Origin of the sequence: Caulobacter segnis (genome assembly GCF_003243465.1) — a bacterium.
In the GTDB taxonomy this organism is placed as follows: Bacteria; Pseudomonadota; Alphaproteobacteria; order Caulobacterales; family Caulobacteraceae; genus Caulobacter; species Caulobacter segnis_A.
In genome coordinates, this window is record NZ_QFQZ01000008.1 from 68,349 (window position 1) to 85,470 (window position 17,122).

Here is a 17,122-nt window from a genome sequence, read left to right on the forward strand (position 1 = left end):
GTACCTGATTTAGAGCCCCTTAGCCTGAAATCGATGCTGGTTTCAGGCTAAAGGCTCTAGCGACCGGCATGCCGCCGCGCCCTAAGCAAACGTCCTGACTTGGCGAAGCGCCTCGCGCGCGCTGACATGAGGCCAGCGATGGAGGCTGGCCGTGCGACGTGCGATGCTGATCGGAACCCTCGTCCTGGCGATCGCCGCTTCGATCGGCGGGGCGTGGGCTCAGTCGCCCGACGCCGACCGCCGCAAGGTGGACGCCGACACCCTGGCCGGGTCGCCCGCGCGCGGCGGCGTCTTCGCGCGTCGGGAGTGCGCCACCTGCCATACGGTTCGCGGCGACTCCGTCAGTCCCAAGCCCGGCGCCCCCACCTTCGAGGACATCTCCGGCCGCTATGCCGGCGCCCGGCTGGACTGGGAGCTGGAAACCATCACCCAGGTCGGCCATTACGCCATGCCCGCCAAGGCGATGAGCAAGGCCGACATCGCCGACGTCACCGCCTATATCCGCACCTTGAGGCCCAGGCCCTGATCTCGGTCGGGAACCGCCGCCGGCCTCGATCTCTTTGCAGCGAGGCGGGCGACAGTGACCGGTGAGGAAGCGCGATGAAGTCGAGAGCGTTAGGCGTGGCGTTGGTGGCGCTGCTGGCCGCCACGGGATGCGAGCCGCGGACGACATCCAAGCCTGCTGCCGAGCAGGCCTCCGGCGCGGCGTCGCCAGACGCGTCCCCACGATCTTCCAGTCTGTCGGCCGCCAGCCGGGTGCTGGAACGTGGCCAGCCCGCCGCCTCGCCGCAGGACAAGGCCGGCGTCTTGCCGCTGGAGCATGGCTTCTTCGTCGCTAGCGGCGTCGACTGCGGCGACCCGCCAAACGCCGCGATCCGGAAGTACGACGGCCAGGGCCTGAACGGCGCGCACACGCGGGCTTGCCAGATCACCGTCCTGGCCAAGCAAGGAACGACCTACGACGTCGAGCAGTCCTGCATCGACGCGGGCTCCGGACCGGCGCCGCGCTCCAGCGAGCGCCTGGCGATCGAGGTGAGGGATCGGCGGAGCTTCACGCTCAAGCGCGGCCAGGAAGGCGAGGCCTTCCGCTATTGCCCCGCCGCCCTTCTGCCGCCCGGGCTGAAGTGAGCGGGCGAACCCAGCCGCGTGTCATGACACGAAATTCGGGCTGTCGGACGCGATCGCGCTTTGCGCCGGGGCCGGGCGCGCGTTCACTCCGGGCGACCTCCGCGTCGACGTAAGGAACGCGTCCCGTCCATGAAGAAATCAGAGAAGATCGAGGTTCGTATCGCGCCTGAAGCCAAAAGGGACTTCCTGGCGCGTTGCCAAGCGAGCGGGCTGTCGGCCAGCGACGCCCTGCGTGACATGATCCTGCGGGATGTCGCGGCGGCCTCCGCCCGGCGCGATGCGCCGCTGGCGCGGGCGGTCCTGCGAGGCACAGGCGGCCTTGCGCTTCTCTTTGGCCTGATCTGCCTGTGCGCCACCGGGCTCGTCGCGGCGCATGGGCGCGTGCGTCTGGGGCTAGGCGTCTACATGTTCAGCCAAGGCTTGCTCAGCGTCGCGATCGGCCTGTCCATGTTCCGCACGGCGTGGCGCGCCATTTTTGTCGGGTTGGGCGGATGGGCGCTGCTGAGCGTGGTCTATGCGAGCGAAGTGAGCCCGCCGGCCTCGCTTTCGGGGACGATCGCGAGCGTGCTCATCGGGGGAGCGGGCCTGCCCGTGGCGTTCGCCCTGGCTGCTGCGCTCGCAGGATGGATTGAGATCTCCCGCCAGCGCCGACGGCCCTTGTGAGCCGGGCTTGGCCGCGCTGAGGCTCGCGACTCGGGCGAGCCGGCCATAAACGGGTAAGGTTGTCAGCCGCTTAACGCTTGCCCACGCCCGGGAACATGGCGACGCCGTCGTCGAAGACGCCGAGATAGCCCAGCTCGCCCAGCAGTGGCGTCAGGTCCTCGACCACGTCGCCCGAATGCGGCAGGTGGGCCGGACGGCCTTCCTGGTCGTGCAGGCGGTAGACCGTCCACATCTTGCCCTTGGGCGCGGGCGCGCCGGGCGGAATGAACTTGTGCTCCCAGCCCACCAGGGCCGGCGAGCGGCCGATCTCGATGTCGAACGGACGGTCCCGGAAGGCCAGGTCCATCTCGATCCGCATGGCTTCGCCGATCCGGTCGTTGACCCAATGGCCGAACGATTCCAGCACCACCTGGGCCGAAAGACCCTCGGGGTTGGCGACGATGTTGTTGCGGGCGGGGTGCGATGTCATGTCGCACACCATGAACGCCAGTTCTCTCTTAACCACTAAACTTCATGGTTTAGGACTGGTTACCCGCCCGAAAAACGAGAAGCCGTTTTCGCCCCTTAAACCTGGGCTTCGGCCAGTTCCTCGGCCAGCGTCATCCAGGCTTCCTCGGCCTCGTCCAGCTTGGATTTGGCGTGGTCACGGCGCTTGGTCAGCTCCGCCACCTTGCCGGGATTCTTCACATAAAGGTCCGGATCGGCCAGTTGGGCGTCCAGTTCGGCCAAGTTGCGCGTGCAGCGGGTCATGACCTGTTCGGCCGCGTCGACCTTGCGGCGCAAGGGCTCGAGGGCGGACTTCCTGGTCGGCGGCGCGGCCGTCGCGGAGGCCTTGGCGGCCTCGCGGGCGACCTGGGTCGGCTTAACGGCCTGCCTGGCGCGCTCCAGCACGAACTTGGCGTAGTCGTCCATGTCGCCGTCGAACGGCTTGATCGCGCCATCGGCCGCCAGCCACAGCCGGTCGGCGACCAGCTCCATCAGCGACCGGTCGTGGGTGATCAGGATCACCGCGCCCATATAATCGTTCAGCGCGTCCAGCAGGGCCCGGCGGCTGTCGATGTCCAGGTGGTTGGTCGGCTCGTCCAGGATCAAGAGGTGCGGGGCGTCCATCGCCACCAGGTTCAGCAGCAGGCGCGCGCGCTCACCGCCCGAGAGCGCCTCGACCCGGGTCTCCTGCTTTTCGAACGGCAGGCCAAACTGCGCCAGGCGCGAGCGGCGCGAGGCTTCCGAAGCTTCGGGCATGGCGCGACGGATGATCTCCAGCGCCGTGTCGTTGGGATCCATCGCCTCGATCTGGTGCTGGTGGAACCAGCCGACCTTCATCTTCTTGTCGCGGTGGAACTCGCCGCTCTGCACACCCAGCGCGCCGGCCACCAGCTTGGCGAAGGTCGACTTGCCCGCGCCGTTGACGCCGAGAAGGCCAATGCGGTCGTCGAGGTCCATGCGCAGGCCGAGGTTCTTCAGGATCGGCCGGCCGTCCTCGTAGCCGACGCTGGCCCGCTCCAGCCGGATCAGGGGCGGGGGCAGGGGCCTTTCGGGCGAAGGCAGGGTGAACGGCGCGACGCGCTCCTCGATGGTGACCGAGACCGGCTCCATCTTGGCCAAGCGCTTCATCCGCGACTGCGCCTGGGCGGCCTTGGAGGCCTTGGCCTTGAAGCGGTCGACGAAGACCTGCAGGTGGGCGCGTTCGGCGTCCTGCTTGGCCTTGGCCGACAGTTGCAGGCGCGCCTTCTCGGCGCGGCGCTTCTCGAAGTCGTCGTAACCGCCCGTGTAGAGCTCCAGCTTGGCGTTGGCCAGATGCAGGATGTGCGTGCAGCTGTTGTTCAGCAGCTCGCGGTCGTGGCTGATGATCAGGGCGGTGTGCGGGTACTTCTGCAGCCGCGCCTCCAGCCAGAGCGCGCCTTCCAGGTCGAGATAGTTGGTCGGTTCGTCCAGCAGCAGCATGTCCGGTTCGGCGAACAGGGCCGCGGCCAGGGCCACGCGCATCCGCCAGCCGCCGGAGAACTCGCTCATTGGCCGCGCCAGATCTTCCTGGGAGAAGCCGAGGCCCGCCAGGATTTCCGAGGCGCGGGCCGGGGCGGAGTCGGAATCGATCTCGATCAGCCGGGCCCAGATCTCGCCCATCGCCTCGGGATCAGCCGTTTCCAGCCGCGTCATCAGGGCGTGGCGCTCCTCGTCGGCCTCAAGCACGGTGTCCAGCAGCGACACAGGGGTGGCGGGGTGTTCCTGGTCCACCGAGCCGACGCGGGCGGTCTTGGGCAGGCTGATCTCGTCGTCGCCGGCGTGCAGGTGTCCCAGGATCAGCTTGAACAGCGTCGACTTGCCCACGCCGTTGCGGCCCACCAGGCCGACCTTCGATCCGGGCGGCAGGCTGACGCTGGCCTTGTCGAAGAAACGCCGCCCCCAGGCGTCGAAAGTCAGGTCGTTGATCTGCAGCATTTTTGTGAAGCTTACGCGGTGGGGTTGGCGAGGGCGGGGCGCCCGGCTATAAGCCCGCAACCTCCCAATTCACAACTTTTCTGTGAGATCACTGTCGTGACCGAACGTACCTTCTCGATCATCAAGCCGGACGCCACCCGTCGCAACCTGACCGGCGCCATCAACGCGGTGATCGAGGCCGCCGGCCTGCGCATCGTCGCTCAGCGTCGCGTGAAGCTGACCGAAGCCCAAGCCAAGAAGTTCTACGAAGTCCACGCCGAGCGTCCGTTCTACGGCGAACTCGTCGCCCAGATGACCGCCGAGCCGGTCGTCGTCCAGGTCCTGCAAGGCGACAACGCCGTCGCGAAGTATCGCGAAGTCATGGGCGCCACGAACCCGGAAAACGCCGCTGAAGGCACGATCCGCAAACAGTTCGCCCTGTCGATCGGCGAAAACTCGGTCCACGGCTCGGACAGCCTGGACAACGCCAAGATCGAAATCGAGCAGTTCTTCACCGAAGACGAAATCGTCGGCTGATCCCAGCCCGACTTTTCGGATGACTAAGAGCGGCCGGATCGGTGACGATCCGGCCGTTTTCTTTTGTTCCGGGGTCGGGCGATGAAGTCCTATGGACGCGGCGAGGTCATGTTGGCGGTCACGCTGTCGGGCGTGGCCGGCTATGTCGACGCGATCGGCTTCCTGAAGCTGGGCGGCTTTTTCGTCTCGTTCATGAGCGGCAACTCCACCCGGCTGGGCGTCGGCCTGGCGACGGGCCACTGGGGAGCGGTCTCCACGGTGCTGACCCTGGTGGCCTCGTTCGTGGCCGGCGTGGTGCTAGGCGCGCTGACGGCGCGGGGCTTTGGCGAGAACCGCCGCTCGCCGGTTCTGGTCCTCGAGGCCATTCTGCTGGCGGCGGGCGCGACCCTGCTGGGCCTGGGCTACGACACGGCGGGGATCACCGCCGTCGCCATGGCCATGGGAGCCGAGAACGCGGTGTTCCAGAGGAATGGCGACGTCGCCGTGGGTCTCACCTACATGACCGGCGCCCTGGTCAAGGCTGGCCAGAGGATCGCCGGGGCCCTGGTGGGCGGCGAGCCGGCGGACTGGCTGCGTTACGTGCTGCTATGGACCGGGCTGGCGGCGGGCGGGGCCCTGGGGGCGCTCACCTATCTGCTGGTCGGCGCGGCGTCGCTCTGGGGCGCGGTCAGCGTGGTGGGCGTCGCGGCGCTGTGGGCCGAACGGCGCTGGCGCTCGGCCTAGACCGCCAGGGCGCGGTTCATCCGCCGCGCCAACAGCCAGGCGCCGGCGATCAGGCCCGCGGCCGCCAGGGCGAGCGCGATGGCGATGGTGGGATCGGTGCGCAGCAGTTGAAGATTGCGCGCCGCCAGATAGCCGGGCGCCAGCAGCGAGATCACCCAGATCGGGGCCGACAGCACGCTGGCGAGCTGGAAGCTCCAGCCGCGGGTGCGCGACATGCCCGCCAGGATCGGGATGAACGGCCGCGCGGGCCCCAGGTAGCGGGCGGCGGCGATGGCCAGCACGCCGTGCCGGCGGGTCAGAAGCTTGGCGCGCGCCAGAAGGCGGCGCTTGCCGGCGAACAGCAGGCGGGAGGCGCGGCGGCCGCCCAGGCCTCGGCCCATCAGGTAGGAGATTGCGTCGCCCACGGCCGCCCCGGCGCTACACCACAGGATCGCCTCGACCGGATGCAGCACGCCCTGGGCCACCAGCGCCCCGGCGGCCAGCATGACGCCGACGATCGGGACCAGCAGCCCGACGACCAGCAGCGCCTCCAGCAGGGTGAAGACGAACAGGATCGCGCCGGCGAAACCGGCGTTCTCGGCGGCGACTCGGGAGAGATCGGCGATCCAGCTTTCCATGCGGCGCATCATGCCGACGCAAGATGACGAAGTTCTGACCCAACAGGCTTTATGGCCGCGCAAGCTTTGCCCTCGCTGTTCCTGAGGCGCGGTAGCACCGTGAGGAAACCTGTGGCGGGCCAACGCGCTATTTCTGGAGGCTCGACCATGGGCCGCAAACCGCGAGGGCTCAATGCCGCTGACGAGAAGCAAGGACATCCTAGACCAGGACCTGATCGGGGAGGGCGGCGCCAAGCTGGGCGTCATTCGCGAGACCTTTGTCGATCTCGACACCGGGCGGATCGAGTTTCTGGTCGTCGAAGCGCCCGGCCTGCTGGGCGGCTCTGGCAAGTACCACCCGGTGCCGTGGGCGGTGGTCCGCTACGACCCGATGGCCAAGACCTTTCACGCCGACCTCTCGAAGGACCGCTTCAAGGGCTCGCCGGCCTATGACCGCGCGCAGATCAGCAGCGTCGACTACGCCTGGGACGAGCAGTCGAGCCGTTACTTCGACGTCTCATCGGACGTGCGGGTCTAGGTCGATCGCCTAAAGCGTCCTGACGAACGCGGCCAGGGTGTCGGCGTAGAGCCTGTGCTCCTGCTCAAGTACGCGCTCGGCCAGGGCGTGGTCGTCGTCGTCTGGCAGGATCGGCACGCGCGCCTGGCCCAGGATCGGGCCTTCGTCCACGCCGGCCGTAACCAGGTGCACGGTGCAACCGGCCTCGACCTCGCCGGCCGCGATGGCGCGCGCATGGGTGTCGAGACCCGGATACTTCGGCAGCAGGGAAGGGTGGATGTTGAGCATCCGGCCTTGCCAGGCGTCGACCAGGAACGGCGTCAGGATCCGCATGTAGCCGGCCAGGGCGACGACCTCGATCCCGCGTTCCCGGAGGGCCGCGTCGATCGCCCGCTCGTGGGCCTCGCGGTCCTTGCTGAACGGCTTCTGGTCGACGCACAGCGCCTCGACGCCAGCCTTTGCGGCGATCTCCAGGCCCTTGGCGTCGGGCTTGTTGGAAAGCACCAGCGCGATCTCGAAGGGGCAGCCGGGCGCCTGGGCGGAGCGGACCAGGGCTTCCATGTTGGAGCCCCGGCCCGAGATCAGCACGGCGACCTTGGTCTTCTGGCGCATCAAGCCTTGACCAGCTGGCCGCAGATGAAGGCGTCCTCGCCGGCGTTCAACAGGGCCGCCAGCACCGGCTCGGCGTCGGCCTGGGCGACGATGATGATGAAGCCCACGCCGCAGTTGAACGTGCGGCGCATCTCGTGTTCGGAAATCCCGCCGGTCTTGGCCAGCCAGTCGAACACGGGAGGCATTTCCCAGGCGTTCCAGTCGAACTCGGCGGCCAGGCCCTCGGCGATGGCGCGCGGCGGGTTTTCGATCAGGCCGCCGCCGGTGATGTGCGCCCCACCTTTCACACGCCCCGACTGAAGGAGCGGCAGCAGCGACTTCACATAGATGCGGGTCGGGGCCATCAGCGCCTCGGCCAGCGTCTTGCCCTCTTCAAAGGGGCAGGGAGCGTCCCAGGCCAGGCCCGAGCGCTCGACCACGCGGCGGACCAGCGAATAGCCGTTGGAGTGCGGGCCCGACGAGCCCAGGCCGATGATGATGTCGCCGGCGCGCTGCTTGTCCAGCTTGGGCAGGACGCCGTCGCGCTCGACCGCGCCGACCGAGAAGCCGGCCAGGTCATATTCGCCGTCGCCGTACATGCCCGGCATTTCGGCCGTCTCGCCGCCCACCAGGGCCGAGCCCGACAGCTTGCAGCCCTCGGCGATGCCGGCGACGACGCTCTTGGCGGTCTCGACGTCCAGCTTGCCGGTGGCGAAATAGTCCAGGAACATCAGCGGCTCGGCGCCTTGCGCCAAGAGGTCGTTGACGCACATGGCCACCAGGTCGATGCCGACCGTGGCGTGCATGCCCGCGTCGATGGCGATGCGCAGCTTGGTGCCGACGCCGTCGGTCGTGGTGACCAGCAGCGGGTCGCTGTAGCCGGCCGCCTTCAGGTCGAACAGGGCGCCGAACCCGCCCAGGCTGGCTTCCGCGCCCGGGCGGCGGGTGGCCTTGGCCAGGGGCTTGATCGCGTCGACGAGCGCATTGCCCGCGTCGATATCGACGCCCGCCTGGGCATAGGTAAGGCCGTTGGGCTGATCGCTCATGGTCGCTCTGGCGCTCGCTCTTTAGTCTCTCGGAGGACGGGAACATCCTCCGAACTCGCGGAAATTTTGCGTCCCGGCCCCGCTTGATGCGTCTTGACGCTTGCAGACTCGGGGGTGCGCGAGGCTATTAGCAGCGGATGAAGCCGATCACCACCACCGCCGAGCTGGCGGCGTTTTGTAATGAGCTTGCGGGCGAGCCTTTTATCGCGGTGGACACAGAGTTCATGCGCGAGACGACCTACTGGCCCAAGTTGTGCCTGATCCAGGTCGCGTCGCCCACGCACGAAGCCGTCATCGATCCGCTGGCCGACGATATCGACCTGGAGCCCCTGCTGGCCGTGATGCGCGACGAGCGCATCCTCAAGGTCTTCCACGCCGCCCGTCAGGACGTTGAAATCTTCAACAATCTGAAGGCGATGCCCAAGCCGCTGTTCGACACCCAGGTGGCGGGCATGGCGGCGGGCTTCGGCGAGCAGATCGCCTATGACGCCCTGGTCCGCCAGATGCTGCGCATCGAGCTGGACAAGTCCAGCCGCTTCACCGACTGGGCCCGCCGGCCGCTGACCGACGCCCAGCTGACCTACGCCCTGGCTGACGTCACCCACCTGGCCAAGCTGTTCCCGATCCTGCGCGAGCGCCTGGAGACCTCGGGCCGCCTGGCCTGGGTCGAGGAGGAGATGACCGCCATCTCCGACCCGGCGGCCTATGACGTCGATCCGGAGAAGGCGTGGCGTCGCCTGCGCCCGCGCAAGACTCAAGCCAAATACCTGGCGGTCTTCAAGGCCGTCGCCGCCTGGCGTGAGCGCACCGCCCAGAACCGTGACCAGCCGCGCGGCCGCATCCTGAAGGACGAGGCCATCGACGAGCTGGCCACCCAGGCGCCGACCAGCCTGGACGCCTTGAACAATCTGCGCGGCGTGCCCAAGGGCTTTGGCGGCAGCAAGTTCGGACCCGATCTGCTGGCGGCGATCAAGGCCGCCCTGTCCGATCCGGAAGGCTACGCCCCCGTCGTCGACAAGCCCGGTCCGCCGCCGCCCCAGAACGCCGGCGCCGTGGTCGAGCTGCTGAAGGTGCTGCTGAAAGCGCGGGCGGAAGAGGCGGGTGTCGCCTCCAAGCTGATCGCGACGGTCTCGGACCTGGAAAAGATCGCCGCCGACGACAACGCCGCCACCCCCGCCCTGGCCGGCTGGCGCCGCGACGCCTTCGGGGCGGACGCCCTGAAGATCAAGCGCGGCGAGCTGGCCCTGGTGCTGGACGGCGCCAAGGTGCGGGTGGTCGAGGTCCGGCGCGCGCCCAAGGCGAGCTAGGCGCCGTCCAGCGGCTCTGACGGGGGCGTCTGACCGGCCGCGTTTCGACGCGGCCAGGCGTGACGACTCGAATCGGGCCGTAGGACAATTCGTCAACAGACTGCGGCTAAGATTAGGCGTATGAGGACGCCCTTGAGGGCGGGGGCGCCTGTGGGGGCTGAGTTGCGTGAATTCTGGGGGCGTCTGGCGGTCGACTATCGCGCCGCCGCGGTGTCGCGTCGCCGCCAGATCCCGCTGCGCCTCTTCGTGGTCGCCTGCCTGAGCGCGCTGGCGGTGGCCTGGCCCGGCATGCGGTTCCTCGTGCCGTGGCTTGTCGTCTATTTCCCCGTCCAGCTGGGAGAGTTCTACGCCCTCGCCCAGTTCCTGAAGGCGGCGCGACCGGAGCAGCGGGTTTGGCTGAACCTGCTGTTCGACTTTCTGATGGCGGTCGTTTTCGGCAGTCTGGCGATCCCGTTCTGGCTGGCCGGGACGCCCGTGACCTCCGCGGGCGCGGTGCTTCTGCTGTCGGGATCGATCCTCACCGCCCTGATGGGGGCGGAGGGGTGCGTCGCGGCGTTCCTTTGCGCCGCAACGCCGCACATCATCTATCTCGTCGCCACCCCGTTCGTGGTCGGGGCGCAGCACGACCCCTTCCTGCCACCGCTGGTCCTGGGCGTGGGCCTGTTCTGCCTGACCACCAGCATGACGTTCCTGTGGTCCCGCCGCACCCTGCTGGCCGAGCGCGAGGCGCGGCGGGCGGCCGAGGCGCAGACGGCGGCGAAGTCCGCCTTCATGGCCATGGTCAGCCACGAGCTACGCACGCCGATCAATGCGATCGTCAACGGCGCCGCCGCGCTGGAAGGCCTCAGCGAAGCCGACCGCTCGGCCGCGGCCCTGATCGGCGACGCCGGCCTGATGATGCGGGCCCAGCTGAACGACCTGCTGGACCTTTCGAAGATCGAGGCGGGGCGGATGGGCGTCGAGGTCGTCGACTATGATCTGCGCGCCCTGATCTCGAACACGGTCCGCTTCTGGCGCAACACCGCGCGCGCCAAAGGGCTGCGGATGACGCTCCGAGGCGTGTCGGCGAGCCCCCAGTGGGTGCGCGGCGATCCGATGCGGGTGCGGCAGGTGTTGAACAACCTGATCAGCAACGCCATCAAGTTCACCGCCGAGGGCGAGGTGACGGTGACGGTGGCCACCGTGCTCCGCGACAACCGGCGTTTCGTATCCATCGAGGTGTACGACACCGGGCCCGGCCTGACCGAAGCCCAGATCGCCCGCTTGTTCAGTCCCTATGAGCAGTTGAGCTTGAAGACCGCGCGCGCCTTCGGCGGCACTGGCCTTGGGCTGGCGATCAGCCGCGACCTGGCCCGCCTGATGGGCGGCGACCTCAAGGCGGGGGACGGGGGTAGTCGCGGCGCCTGCTTCGCCCTGACCCTGCCGGCGCCGGAGGGCGCGCCGCCGCCCGCCGTGGACACCGCCGAAGCAGCCGCCTTGGCGCCGCCCAGCCGGGGGTTGTCCGTCCTGGTGGTCGACGACCACGACATCAACCGCCGCACCCTGGCGCGGATGCTCCAGGCCTTCGGCGCCGAGGTGGAGACCGCCGAGGACGCGCTCTCGGCGCTGGCGGTGGCCGAAGACCAGGCGTTTGACGCAATCCTGATGGACGTCCGCATGCCGGGCATGGACGGCTTGGAGGCCTCGCGGCGCCTGCGCGAAGGCGGGGCCAATCGCGAGACTCCGATCATCGCCGTGACCGGCGCGGCCTCGCCGGAGGAGATCGCCGCCTGTCGAGAGGCGGGGATGACCGGCTGGGTGGAGAAGCCCGTGAAGCCTCGCGATCTCTATGCCGCCCTGTTCGGCGACAGCGGCGCGAACTAGGCGCGCAGGATAAGCGGCGTCGCCGCTCGGACACCCGCCAGGCCTTGACGGTGGAGACCGAGCTTAGCCGCGGGCCAGCTGGGCCAGGACCGCGCCGGCCGCCAGCCCCAGGGCGCAGAAGACGCCCAGGTGGAAGACGACGCCGGCGGCCACGGTGCGGCCCACGGACCAACCGTTCTTGGCTGCGAAGGCTTTGGCGATATCGGCCTGCAGGACGCGCGCGGCGCTGGCCACCGGCGTGTCCTGGTCGTTGGCCGGACGCGGAGCGAGGCGCGGCTCAGGCGCCGGCGTGGGACGGGGCGCGATGGCGTCCAGGTAGTGGGTGCGATGCTTCAGCATCCGGGGCCTCCCTGTGTCTTCTGAGGAGGCTAGGGTGGGCATGCCTAACAAAGCGTGCTGGAAATTATCATTAGAGGTGCGGCAAGTTGTCAGCGTCCTCGTATTGAGGGAATAAAGACGCGATTAATCACGTTCTTCCGGCGATCTCTACCTGAACTCAGCCTGAGATGATCTTGGCCTTCAGGCCTAGGTGTTGGGCCGCGGTGTTGGCGCGCTTGTTCGTCGGTTCGCCCAGAAGCAGGTCGGCGAAGCCGGGATCGGCGGCGACGATCATATGGGTCTTGTCCAGACTCAGCCGGGCGTGCGCCAGCAGGCTGGGGCTGCGACCCGACAGGTCGCAGGCCAGGCGCATGGTCGCGCCCACGGCCCGCGCGCGCTTCAGCTGGGCGGGGCTGAGCAGGCGCTCCAGCGTCGCCAGTTCCGGCGGGTGGAAGTTGGTCGCGTGGCGGGCGTGGGCGGCGGCGGCCAGGAAGCAGCGCTCGGCGTGGGTCTGGCCCGCGATCGGTGCGCGCAGCACCTGCTCGAACACAAGATCGGCGCGATGGTCGGGGTGCAGGCGCACGCCGACGTCGGCCAGGCGGCAGGCGGCGGAGACCAGCACGCCGTCGCGCTCGCCGAACAGGGCGGGCAATTCGCGGAAGGCCGGAGTGATCCAGGCGTCCAGGGCCGCGCCCAGGTCGTCGGCCACGCCCTGGCGCGCCCCCAGCGCCGCGCAGCCCTCGATCAGCGGATCCAGGCTGCGCACGCGTGGCGGCATGGCCTCGAACAGCAGCCCCTCGCGCACGCCGAAGGCCGAGATCTCGATCCGTTTCAGGCCGAGTTGCTCGATCAGCGTCTCCAGGACCACGGCCGCATAGGGCAGGGTCTCAGAGCGCTTCTTGCTCATGCCCTCGATGCGATCCAGCGAGCTCTTGGACTGGTGGGCGACCAGGCGCGCGGCGTCCAGGGCCTCGGCGGCGCCGATCTCGTACTGGTGGACGACGTGCAGCGGATAGCCCGACAGCCGCATGTGCAGCAGGGCCAGGTTCCGCCAGGCGCCGCCCACGGCATGGAAGGTGTCGGTGCGGAAGTCGGCGGCGACGGCGGCGATGCGCTCGCGCGACAGGCGACGGACGCGCTCGGCGTCGAAGCCGGCGCCGTTCGGGCCGGCCAGGCTGAATGGGCCCAGCGGCAGGGTCACGCCCTGACCCGCGCCGGTGGCCGACAGGCGTACGAGCTCGAGGCTGGCGCCGCCCAGGTCGCCGACCACGCCCTCGGCGTCCGGCGCGCCGGCCAGCACGCCCACGGCGGCGTAGTGGGCTTCTTCCTCGCCCGACAGGACGCGGACCGAGAAGCCGGTCTCCTCGCGCACGCGGCGGATGAAGTCGGGGCCGTCGGCGGCTTCGCGGGCGGCGGCCGTGGCCACGGCGAAGACCTCGGCGGGCTTGACGGCCTCCAGGACGGCGCGGAAGCGCTTCAGGGCCTGCAGGGTCTGGGCGACGCCGTCCGGCGACAGGCGGCCGGTCTTGGCCAGGTCTCGGCCAAGGCCCGCCAGGACCTTCTCGTTGAAGACCGTCCAGATGGCGCGGCCTTCCAGGCGGTACACCACCAGGCGGACCGAGTTGGAGCCGATATCGATCACGGCCGCGTCTCGCGGCGCCGGGAAGGGCATGGGCGTCCTTTACCGCATTCCGGGCGCGGGGAAAGCGGGACCGATCGTCCCGGCTCGATTTTCCGTGGGATGATTGCGTTTGGCCCGCCGCATGGGGACGCTAGGGGTTGATCCGGCAGGCCACGGTCTTCCAGCCGTCGTCCTCAAGGCGGTGATAGCACGTGCCGTAGCTCAGCTGCCGTCCGTGGGCGCGGGGGCCGCCCTTGGTCAGGGCCCAGGGCTCGGGGCCGATCAGGATCATGTCCGTGGTGTCGGTCCGCTGGCGATGGGTGCATAGGCCCCACCAGGCGATGTGAGGCCCGCCCATCACGCCCGGCCCGTAGACGGCGGCTTCGGCCTGCGCCTTGCGCTCGACGCCGGGCGGAACCGAACCGAAGCGGTCGAGGCCGGGCTGCGAACGCAGGGCCTGCACCGCGCAGAGCGTGGCCTGCTCTCCGCGCGTGGGGAAGTCGCACGCCGCCAGCAGCAGCGGCAGGAGCAGCAGCGCGCGCCTAATCTCCAAAGACCCTAGGCCTTGCGCTTGGGGCCCACGTGGTCGAACGCGCGGGGCAGGTCGCGAGCCCCGTGACCGCGTCCCGACAGGCTGGGATTGGTCATGAAGTAGTCGTGGGCCGAGAAGGCGCCCTTGCTGTTCCAGGCCGGATCGCGGGCGTAGTCGCCCTCGCTGTCCAGCTTCCAGCTCTGGGCCTCGTCATTGAGGTTGGCGACCATGATCTGGTCCAGCACCTGCTGGTGGACGGTCGGGTTCTCGACCGGCACCAGGCTCTCGACGCGACGGTCGAGGTTGCGCGGCATCCAGTCGGCCGAGCTGATGAAGAGCCGCGTCTGCGCCGAGGGCATGGCCGCGCCGTTGGCGAAGGCCAGGATGCGGGCGTGCTCCAGGAAGCGGCCGACGATGCTCTTGACCCGGATGTTCTCCGACAGCCCCTTGATCCCCGGCCGCAGGCAGCAGATGCCGCGCACGACGAGGTCGATCTGCACGCCCGCCTGGCTGGCCTTGTAGAGGGCGTCGATCACCTGCGGGTCGACGACCGAGTTCATCTTGGCCCAGATGCCCGCCGGCTTGCCCGCCCGCGCCGCCTCGGCCTCGGTCTCGATCATCCGCAGCAGGTCGGGCTTCAGCGTCATCGGCGAGAACGACAGCTTCTCCAGCCGCCCGGGCTGGGCGTAGCCGGTGATGAAGTTGAACAGCTTGCCCCCGTCGCGCCCCAGGGCCGGGTCGCAGGTGAAGAGGGAAAGGTCGGTGTAAACCCGCGCCGTCTGCGGGTGGTAGTTGCCGGTGCCGAAGTGGCAGTAGGTCCGCAGGGTCTGGTCGGCCTCGCGGCGGACCACGACCGACAGCTTGGCGTGGGTCTTCCAGTCGACGAAGCCGAACACCACGTGCACGCCCGCCCGCTCCAGGTCGCGCGCCCACTTGAGGTTATTTTCCTCGTCGAAGCGGGCCTTGATCTCCACGAGGGCCGTGACGTTCTTGCCGTTGTCGGCCGCCTCGATCAGGGCCGCGACGATCGGGCTGTCCTTGGAGGTGCGGTAGAGCGTCTGCTTGATCGCCAGCACGTTCGGGTCGCGCGCGGCCTGGCGGACGAACTGCACCACCACGTCGAAGCTCTCGAACGGGTGGTGAACCAGAATGTCCTTCTCGCGGATCGCCGCGAAGCAGTCGCCGCCGTGGTCGCGGATGCGCTCTGGGAAGCGGGCGTTGAACGGCGGGAACTTCAGGTCCGGCCGGTCCGGCGGGATCAGCTCGGACATCTGGGCCAAACCGAGCTTGCCGTCCACCAGGATCACGTCCTCGGGCTCGGCGCGCAGGCCCTCGATGATGAATTCGCGCAGGTCCGGCGGCATGGTGGTCTGGATCTTGACCCGCACCACGCGGCCCAGGCGACGCTTCTTCAGCCGCGCCTCGAACTCGCGCACCAGGTCTTCGGCCTCTTCCTCGATCTCCAGATCGCTGTCGCGGATCAGGCGGAACAGGCCGCGCCCCTCGACCTCGTAGCCGGGGAACAGGTGGTCCAAGAAGAGGATGATGAAGCTTTCCAGCGCCATGATCTTGCGCTGGCGCTTCTTGCCGCGCGAGACCACCGAGCTCAGCTCCCAGAACCGCCGCACCTGCTGGGGGATCGGCGCCAGGGCGTAGAGGTGCTTGTCGTCGGCGATGCGACGCAGCTTCAGCGCCAGGCAGAAGCCCAGGTTCGGGATGAACGGAAACGGGTGGGCCGGGTCGATCGCCAGCGGCGTCAGCACCGGGAAGATCTGGCTCTTGAAGATCTCCTCGGCCAGGACCTTGTCGTCGCCCTCGATGTCCTTGGCGTCGAGGAGCTTCAGCCCCTCGTCCCACAGCTCGGTGCGGACCTGGCGCCAGATCTTCTGCTGCTCGGCCATCAGCTCGGCGGCCGAGGCGTTGATGCGCGCCAGCTGCTCGCCCGGCGTCAGGCCGTCCTGGCTGATCACCCGCACGCCCTCGCGCACCTGGCCCTTCAGGCCGGCCACGCGAACCATGTAGAATTCGTCGAGGTTGTTGGCCGAGATCGACAGGAACCTTAAGCGCTCCAGCAGCGGGTGGCGCGGATTGCCGCTCTCCTCCAGCACCCGCTGGTTGAAGGCCAGCCACGACAGCTCGCGATTGAAGAACCGCTCGGGCGAGCCCATCAGCTCGGCGTCGAGCACCAGCCCGGGGGCTTCGTCCGTCTGCGGAACAACGGCGGTGGCGGAGGTCGCGGTGGCGGGCATGGTCGCGGCGTCGGTCATGGTTTCACTATAGGCGAACTTTGTTCCGCCATGGTGAACGAGGCAAGTGACGGGAAGAAGACAGCGGGGTTTCCTTCTCCCCTTGCGGGAGAAGGTGGCGCGAGAGCGCCGGATGAGGGGTTTCGCGGCGTTCGTCGGACAGGACTTTTCGACCCCTCATCCGTCAGCTGCGCTGACACCTTCTCCCGCAAGGGGAGAAGGAGCGCCTACTCCTCATCCCCCTCGAAATCCCCCAGCACCTCGCGCGCCAGGGCCTTGTTCAGCTCGCGCCGCATCTGCGCCGCCGCCTCGTCTAGCAGGTCCGCCGCCGCGATCGCCTCGGCGGCCGAGCGGGGCAGGCGCAGCAGCAGGTAGGGATAGAGGTCCGGGTCGGGCTTCAGCAGCCGGTGTTCGAAGGCCCGCCGCAGCACCGCCTCCAGCACCACGTCGTCGGGCGCGTTGATCGTCGCCACGCACAGGGCGTTCAGCCGCGAGCGCAGGTCCGGCACCGCCGCCGCCCAGCCCACCGGGGGCGTCCGCCCGGTCAGCAGCACGGTCCCGCCGTCGACCCCGGCCATGTTGAGGATGTGGAACAGCGCCTCGTCGGGCAGCGCGGTCCCTTCGGCGCGCCGGTCGGCGTCCTCGACCAGGATCGCCTTGCCGCGCAGGGCGGGGAGGTCGGGCGCGTCGTCGCCGGTCGCCTCGACGACCACGGCGTCATGCGCCGCCGCCCAGGCCCTGGCCAGGTGCGTCTTGCCCACCCCCGCCGGCCCGACCAGCGCCAGCCGCCCCTCGGGCCAGTCCGGCCAGGCCTCGACCCGCGCCACGGCGTCGGCGTTGCTCGGCGAGACGGCGAAGTCTTCGCGAGCATAGGTCGGCGCGGCGGTCAGCGGCAGTCGGAACTGGGTGGACAACGCAAGGTCCCAGCGTGGTGAACGTCAGGACAGGGATATAGGGCGCGTTGGCGCGGCTGGGGAGGTGGCGGGGCTGGGGAGGTTGGGGATGGAGGGGCGGGA

18 protein-coding genes and 1 pseudogene are annotated in these 17,122 nt (G+C 69.1%); 8 read left to right on the plus strand and 11 right to left on the minus strand.

The window, feature by feature from the left end; genetic code table 11:
• The first annotated feature begins 151 nt into the window (after positions 1-151).
• From DI526_RS04585 to DI526_RS04595, 3 genes are all read left to right on the plus strand, one after another.
• Entirely contained in the window at positions 152-526 is a 375-nt protein-coding gene (locus DI526_RS04585) for a cytochrome c family protein (protein WP_304274614.1), read from the plus strand.
• A 74-nt stretch (positions 527-600) separates the two neighbouring features.
• Positions 601-1,128 carry a hypothetical protein gene (locus DI526_RS04590; protein WP_304274617.1) on the plus strand — a complete coding sequence of 176 codons (528 nt, stop codon included), beginning with the start codon at positions 601-603 and terminating at the stop codon, positions 1,126-1,128.
• Positions 1,129-1,257: 129 nt separating this feature from the next.
• The gene (locus DI526_RS04595; RefSeq protein WP_304274620.1) at positions 1,258-1,791 is read left to right on the plus strand and encodes a hypothetical protein; all 534 of its coding nucleotides are present in this window, start codon (positions 1,258-1,260) and stop codon (positions 1,789-1,791) included.
• Positions 1,792-1,861: 70 nt separating this feature from the next.
• Here DI526_RS04595 and DI526_RS04600 read toward each other — a convergent pair whose 3' ends face one another.
• Positions 1,862-2,260 (minus strand): hypothetical protein, encoded by a 399-nt coding sequence (locus tag DI526_RS04600; RefSeq protein ID WP_304274623.1) that lies wholly within the window; start codon positions 2,258-2,260, stop codon positions 1,862-1,864.
• Positions 2,261-2,355: 95 nt separating this feature from the next.
• Positions 2,356-4,230 (minus strand): ABC-F family ATP-binding cassette domain-containing protein, encoded by a 1,875-nt coding sequence (locus DI526_RS04605; RefSeq protein ID WP_304274626.1) that lies wholly within the window; start codon positions 4,228-4,230, stop codon positions 2,356-2,358.
• Between the two features lie 96 nt (positions 4,231-4,326).
• On the opposite strand from DI526_RS04605, the gene ndk reads away from it, so the two are divergent.
• On the plus strand, positions 4,327-4,746 hold the full coding sequence (gene ndk, locus DI526_RS04610) for a nucleoside-diphosphate kinase (protein WP_099535765.1): 420 nt from the start codon (positions 4,327-4,329) through the stop codon (positions 4,744-4,746).
• A gap of 9 nt (positions 4,747-4,755) precedes the next feature.
• On the opposite strand, the pseudogene DI526_RS04615 reads toward ndk, so the two are convergent.
• Positions 4,756-4,986: pseudogene (locus DI526_RS04615) on the minus strand (hypothetical protein); the annotation flags it as partial.
• Here DI526_RS04615 and DI526_RS04620 point away from each other — a divergent pair.
• Positions 4,879-5,469, plus strand: coding sequence for a YoaK family protein (locus DI526_RS04620; RefSeq protein ID WP_304274677.1), 591 nt, complete (start codon positions 4,879-4,881; stop codon positions 5,467-5,469). The pseudogene DI526_RS04615 and the gene DI526_RS04620 overlap by 108 nt on opposite strands.
• On the opposite strand, the gene DI526_RS04625 is transcribed toward DI526_RS04620, so the two are convergent.
• Complete coding sequence (locus DI526_RS04625; protein ID WP_304274631.1) at positions 5,466-6,086, minus strand: DedA family protein; 621 nt, start codon at positions 6,084-6,086, stop codon at positions 5,466-5,468. The genes DI526_RS04620 and DI526_RS04625 overlap by 4 nt on opposite strands.
• A gap of 172 nt (positions 6,087-6,258) precedes the next feature.
• Between DI526_RS04625 and DI526_RS04630 the strand changes: the two genes are divergently transcribed.
• Positions 6,259-6,603, plus strand: a complete 345-nt coding sequence (locus DI526_RS04630; protein WP_304274634.1) for a PRC-barrel domain-containing protein — start codon at positions 6,259-6,261, stop codon at positions 6,601-6,603.
• 9 nt (positions 6,604-6,612) lie between these two features.
• Here DI526_RS04630 and purN read toward each other — a convergent pair whose 3' ends face one another.
• Both purN and purM read right to left on the minus strand, forming a co-directional pair.
• Positions 6,613-7,194, minus strand: coding sequence for a phosphoribosylglycinamide formyltransferase (purN, locus tag DI526_RS04635; protein ID WP_304274637.1), 582 nt, complete (start codon positions 7,192-7,194; stop codon positions 6,613-6,615).
• On the minus strand, positions 7,194-8,219 hold the full coding sequence (gene purM / locus DI526_RS04640; RefSeq protein ID WP_304274640.1) for a phosphoribosylformylglycinamidine cyclo-ligase: 1,026 nt from the start codon (positions 8,217-8,219) through the stop codon (positions 7,194-7,196). Before purM ends, purN begins: the two co-directional genes overlap by 1 nt.
• A 137-nt stretch (positions 8,220-8,356) precedes the next feature.
• Here purM and rnd point away from each other — a divergent pair, with 137 nt between their 5' ends.
• Together rnd and DI526_RS04650 are read left to right on the plus strand one after the other, a co-directional pair.
• Positions 8,357-9,526 carry a ribonuclease D gene (rnd, locus tag DI526_RS04645; protein ID WP_304274643.1) on the plus strand — a complete coding sequence of 390 codons (1,170 nt, stop codon included), beginning with the start codon at positions 8,357-8,359 and terminating at the stop codon, positions 9,524-9,526.
• Between the two features lie 120 nt (positions 9,527-9,646).
• Entirely contained in the window at positions 9,647-11,389 is a 1,743-nt protein-coding gene (locus DI526_RS04650; protein ID WP_304274646.1) for a response regulator, read from the plus strand.
• Positions 11,390-11,452: 63 nt separating this feature from the next.
• Here DI526_RS04650 and DI526_RS04655 read toward each other — a convergent pair whose 3' ends face one another.
• The 5 genes from DI526_RS04655 to DI526_RS04675 all read right to left on the minus strand — a co-directional run bounded on the left by DI526_RS04655 (position 11,453) and on the right by DI526_RS04675 (position 17,020).
• Positions 11,453-11,728, minus strand: a complete 276-nt coding sequence (locus DI526_RS04655) for a hypothetical protein (RefSeq protein ID WP_304274650.1) — start codon at positions 11,726-11,728, stop codon at positions 11,453-11,455.
• A 157-nt stretch (positions 11,729-11,885) separates the two neighbouring features.
• Complete coding sequence (locus tag DI526_RS04660; RefSeq protein WP_304274653.1) at positions 11,886-13,379, minus strand: Ppx/GppA phosphatase family protein; 1,494 nt, start codon at positions 13,377-13,379, stop codon at positions 11,886-11,888.
• Positions 13,380-13,479: 100 nt separating this feature from the next.
• Complete coding sequence (locus DI526_RS04665; protein ID WP_304274657.1) at positions 13,480-13,881, minus strand: hypothetical protein; 402 nt, start codon at positions 13,879-13,881, stop codon at positions 13,480-13,482.
• Between the two features lie 5 nt (positions 13,882-13,886).
• Positions 13,887-16,028, minus strand: a complete 2,142-nt coding sequence (locus DI526_RS04670; protein WP_304274679.1) for an RNA degradosome polyphosphate kinase — start codon at positions 16,026-16,028, stop codon at positions 13,887-13,889.
• Positions 16,029-16,333: 305 nt separating this feature from the next.
• Positions 16,334-17,020 carry a chromosomal replication initiator DnaA gene (locus DI526_RS04675; RefSeq protein WP_304274660.1) on the minus strand — a complete coding sequence of 229 codons (687 nt, stop codon included), beginning with the start codon at positions 17,018-17,020 and terminating at the stop codon, positions 16,334-16,336.
• Between the last annotated feature and the right edge of the window lie 102 nt (positions 17,021-17,122).

Coding starts and splice junctions, on each gene's coding strand:
- DI526_RS04650 (WP_304274646.1), top strand. CDS start 9,647: ATGAGGACGCCCTTGAGGGCGGGGGCGCCTGTGGGGGCTGAGTTGCGT.
- DI526_RS04600 (WP_304274623.1), bottom strand. CDS start 2,260: ATGACATCGCACCCCGCCCGCAACAACATCGTCGCCAACCCCGAGGGT.
- purM (WP_304274640.1), bottom strand. CDS start 8,219: ATGAGCGATCAGCCCAACGGCCTTACCTATGCCCAGGCGGGCGTCGAT.
- rnd (WP_304274643.1), top strand. CDS start 8,357: ATGAAGCCGATCACCACCACCGCCGAGCTGGCGGCGTTTTGTAATGAG.
- DI526_RS04630 (WP_304274634.1), top strand. CDS start 6,259: ATGCCGCTGACGAGAAGCAAGGACATCCTAGACCAGGACCTGATCGGG.
- purN (WP_304274637.1), bottom strand. CDS start 7,194: ATGCGCCAGAAGACCAAGGTCGCCGTGCTGATCTCGGGCCGGGGCTCC.
- DI526_RS04660 (WP_304274653.1), bottom strand. CDS start 13,379: ATGCCCTTCCCGGCGCCGCGAGACGCGGCCGTGATCGATATCGGCTCC.
- DI526_RS04605 (WP_304274626.1), bottom strand. CDS start 4,230: ATGCTGCAGATCAACGACCTGACTTTCGACGCCTGGGGGCGGCGTTTC.
- DI526_RS04590 (WP_304274617.1), top strand. CDS start 601: ATGAAGTCGAGAGCGTTAGGCGTGGCGTTGGTGGCGCTGCTGGCCGCC.
- DI526_RS04625 (WP_304274631.1), bottom strand. CDS start 6,086: ATGGAAAGCTGGATCGCCGATCTCTCCCGAGTCGCCGCCGAGAACGCC.
- DI526_RS04595 (WP_304274620.1), top strand. CDS start 1,258: ATGAAGAAATCAGAGAAGATCGAGGTTCGTATCGCGCCTGAAGCCAAA.
- DI526_RS04655 (WP_304274650.1), bottom strand. CDS start 11,728: ATGCTGAAGCATCGCACCCACTACCTGGACGCCATCGCGCCCCGTCCC.
- DI526_RS04670 (WP_304274679.1), bottom strand. CDS start 16,028: ATGGGCTCGCCCGAGCGGTTCTTCAATCGCGAGCTGTCGTGGCTGGCC.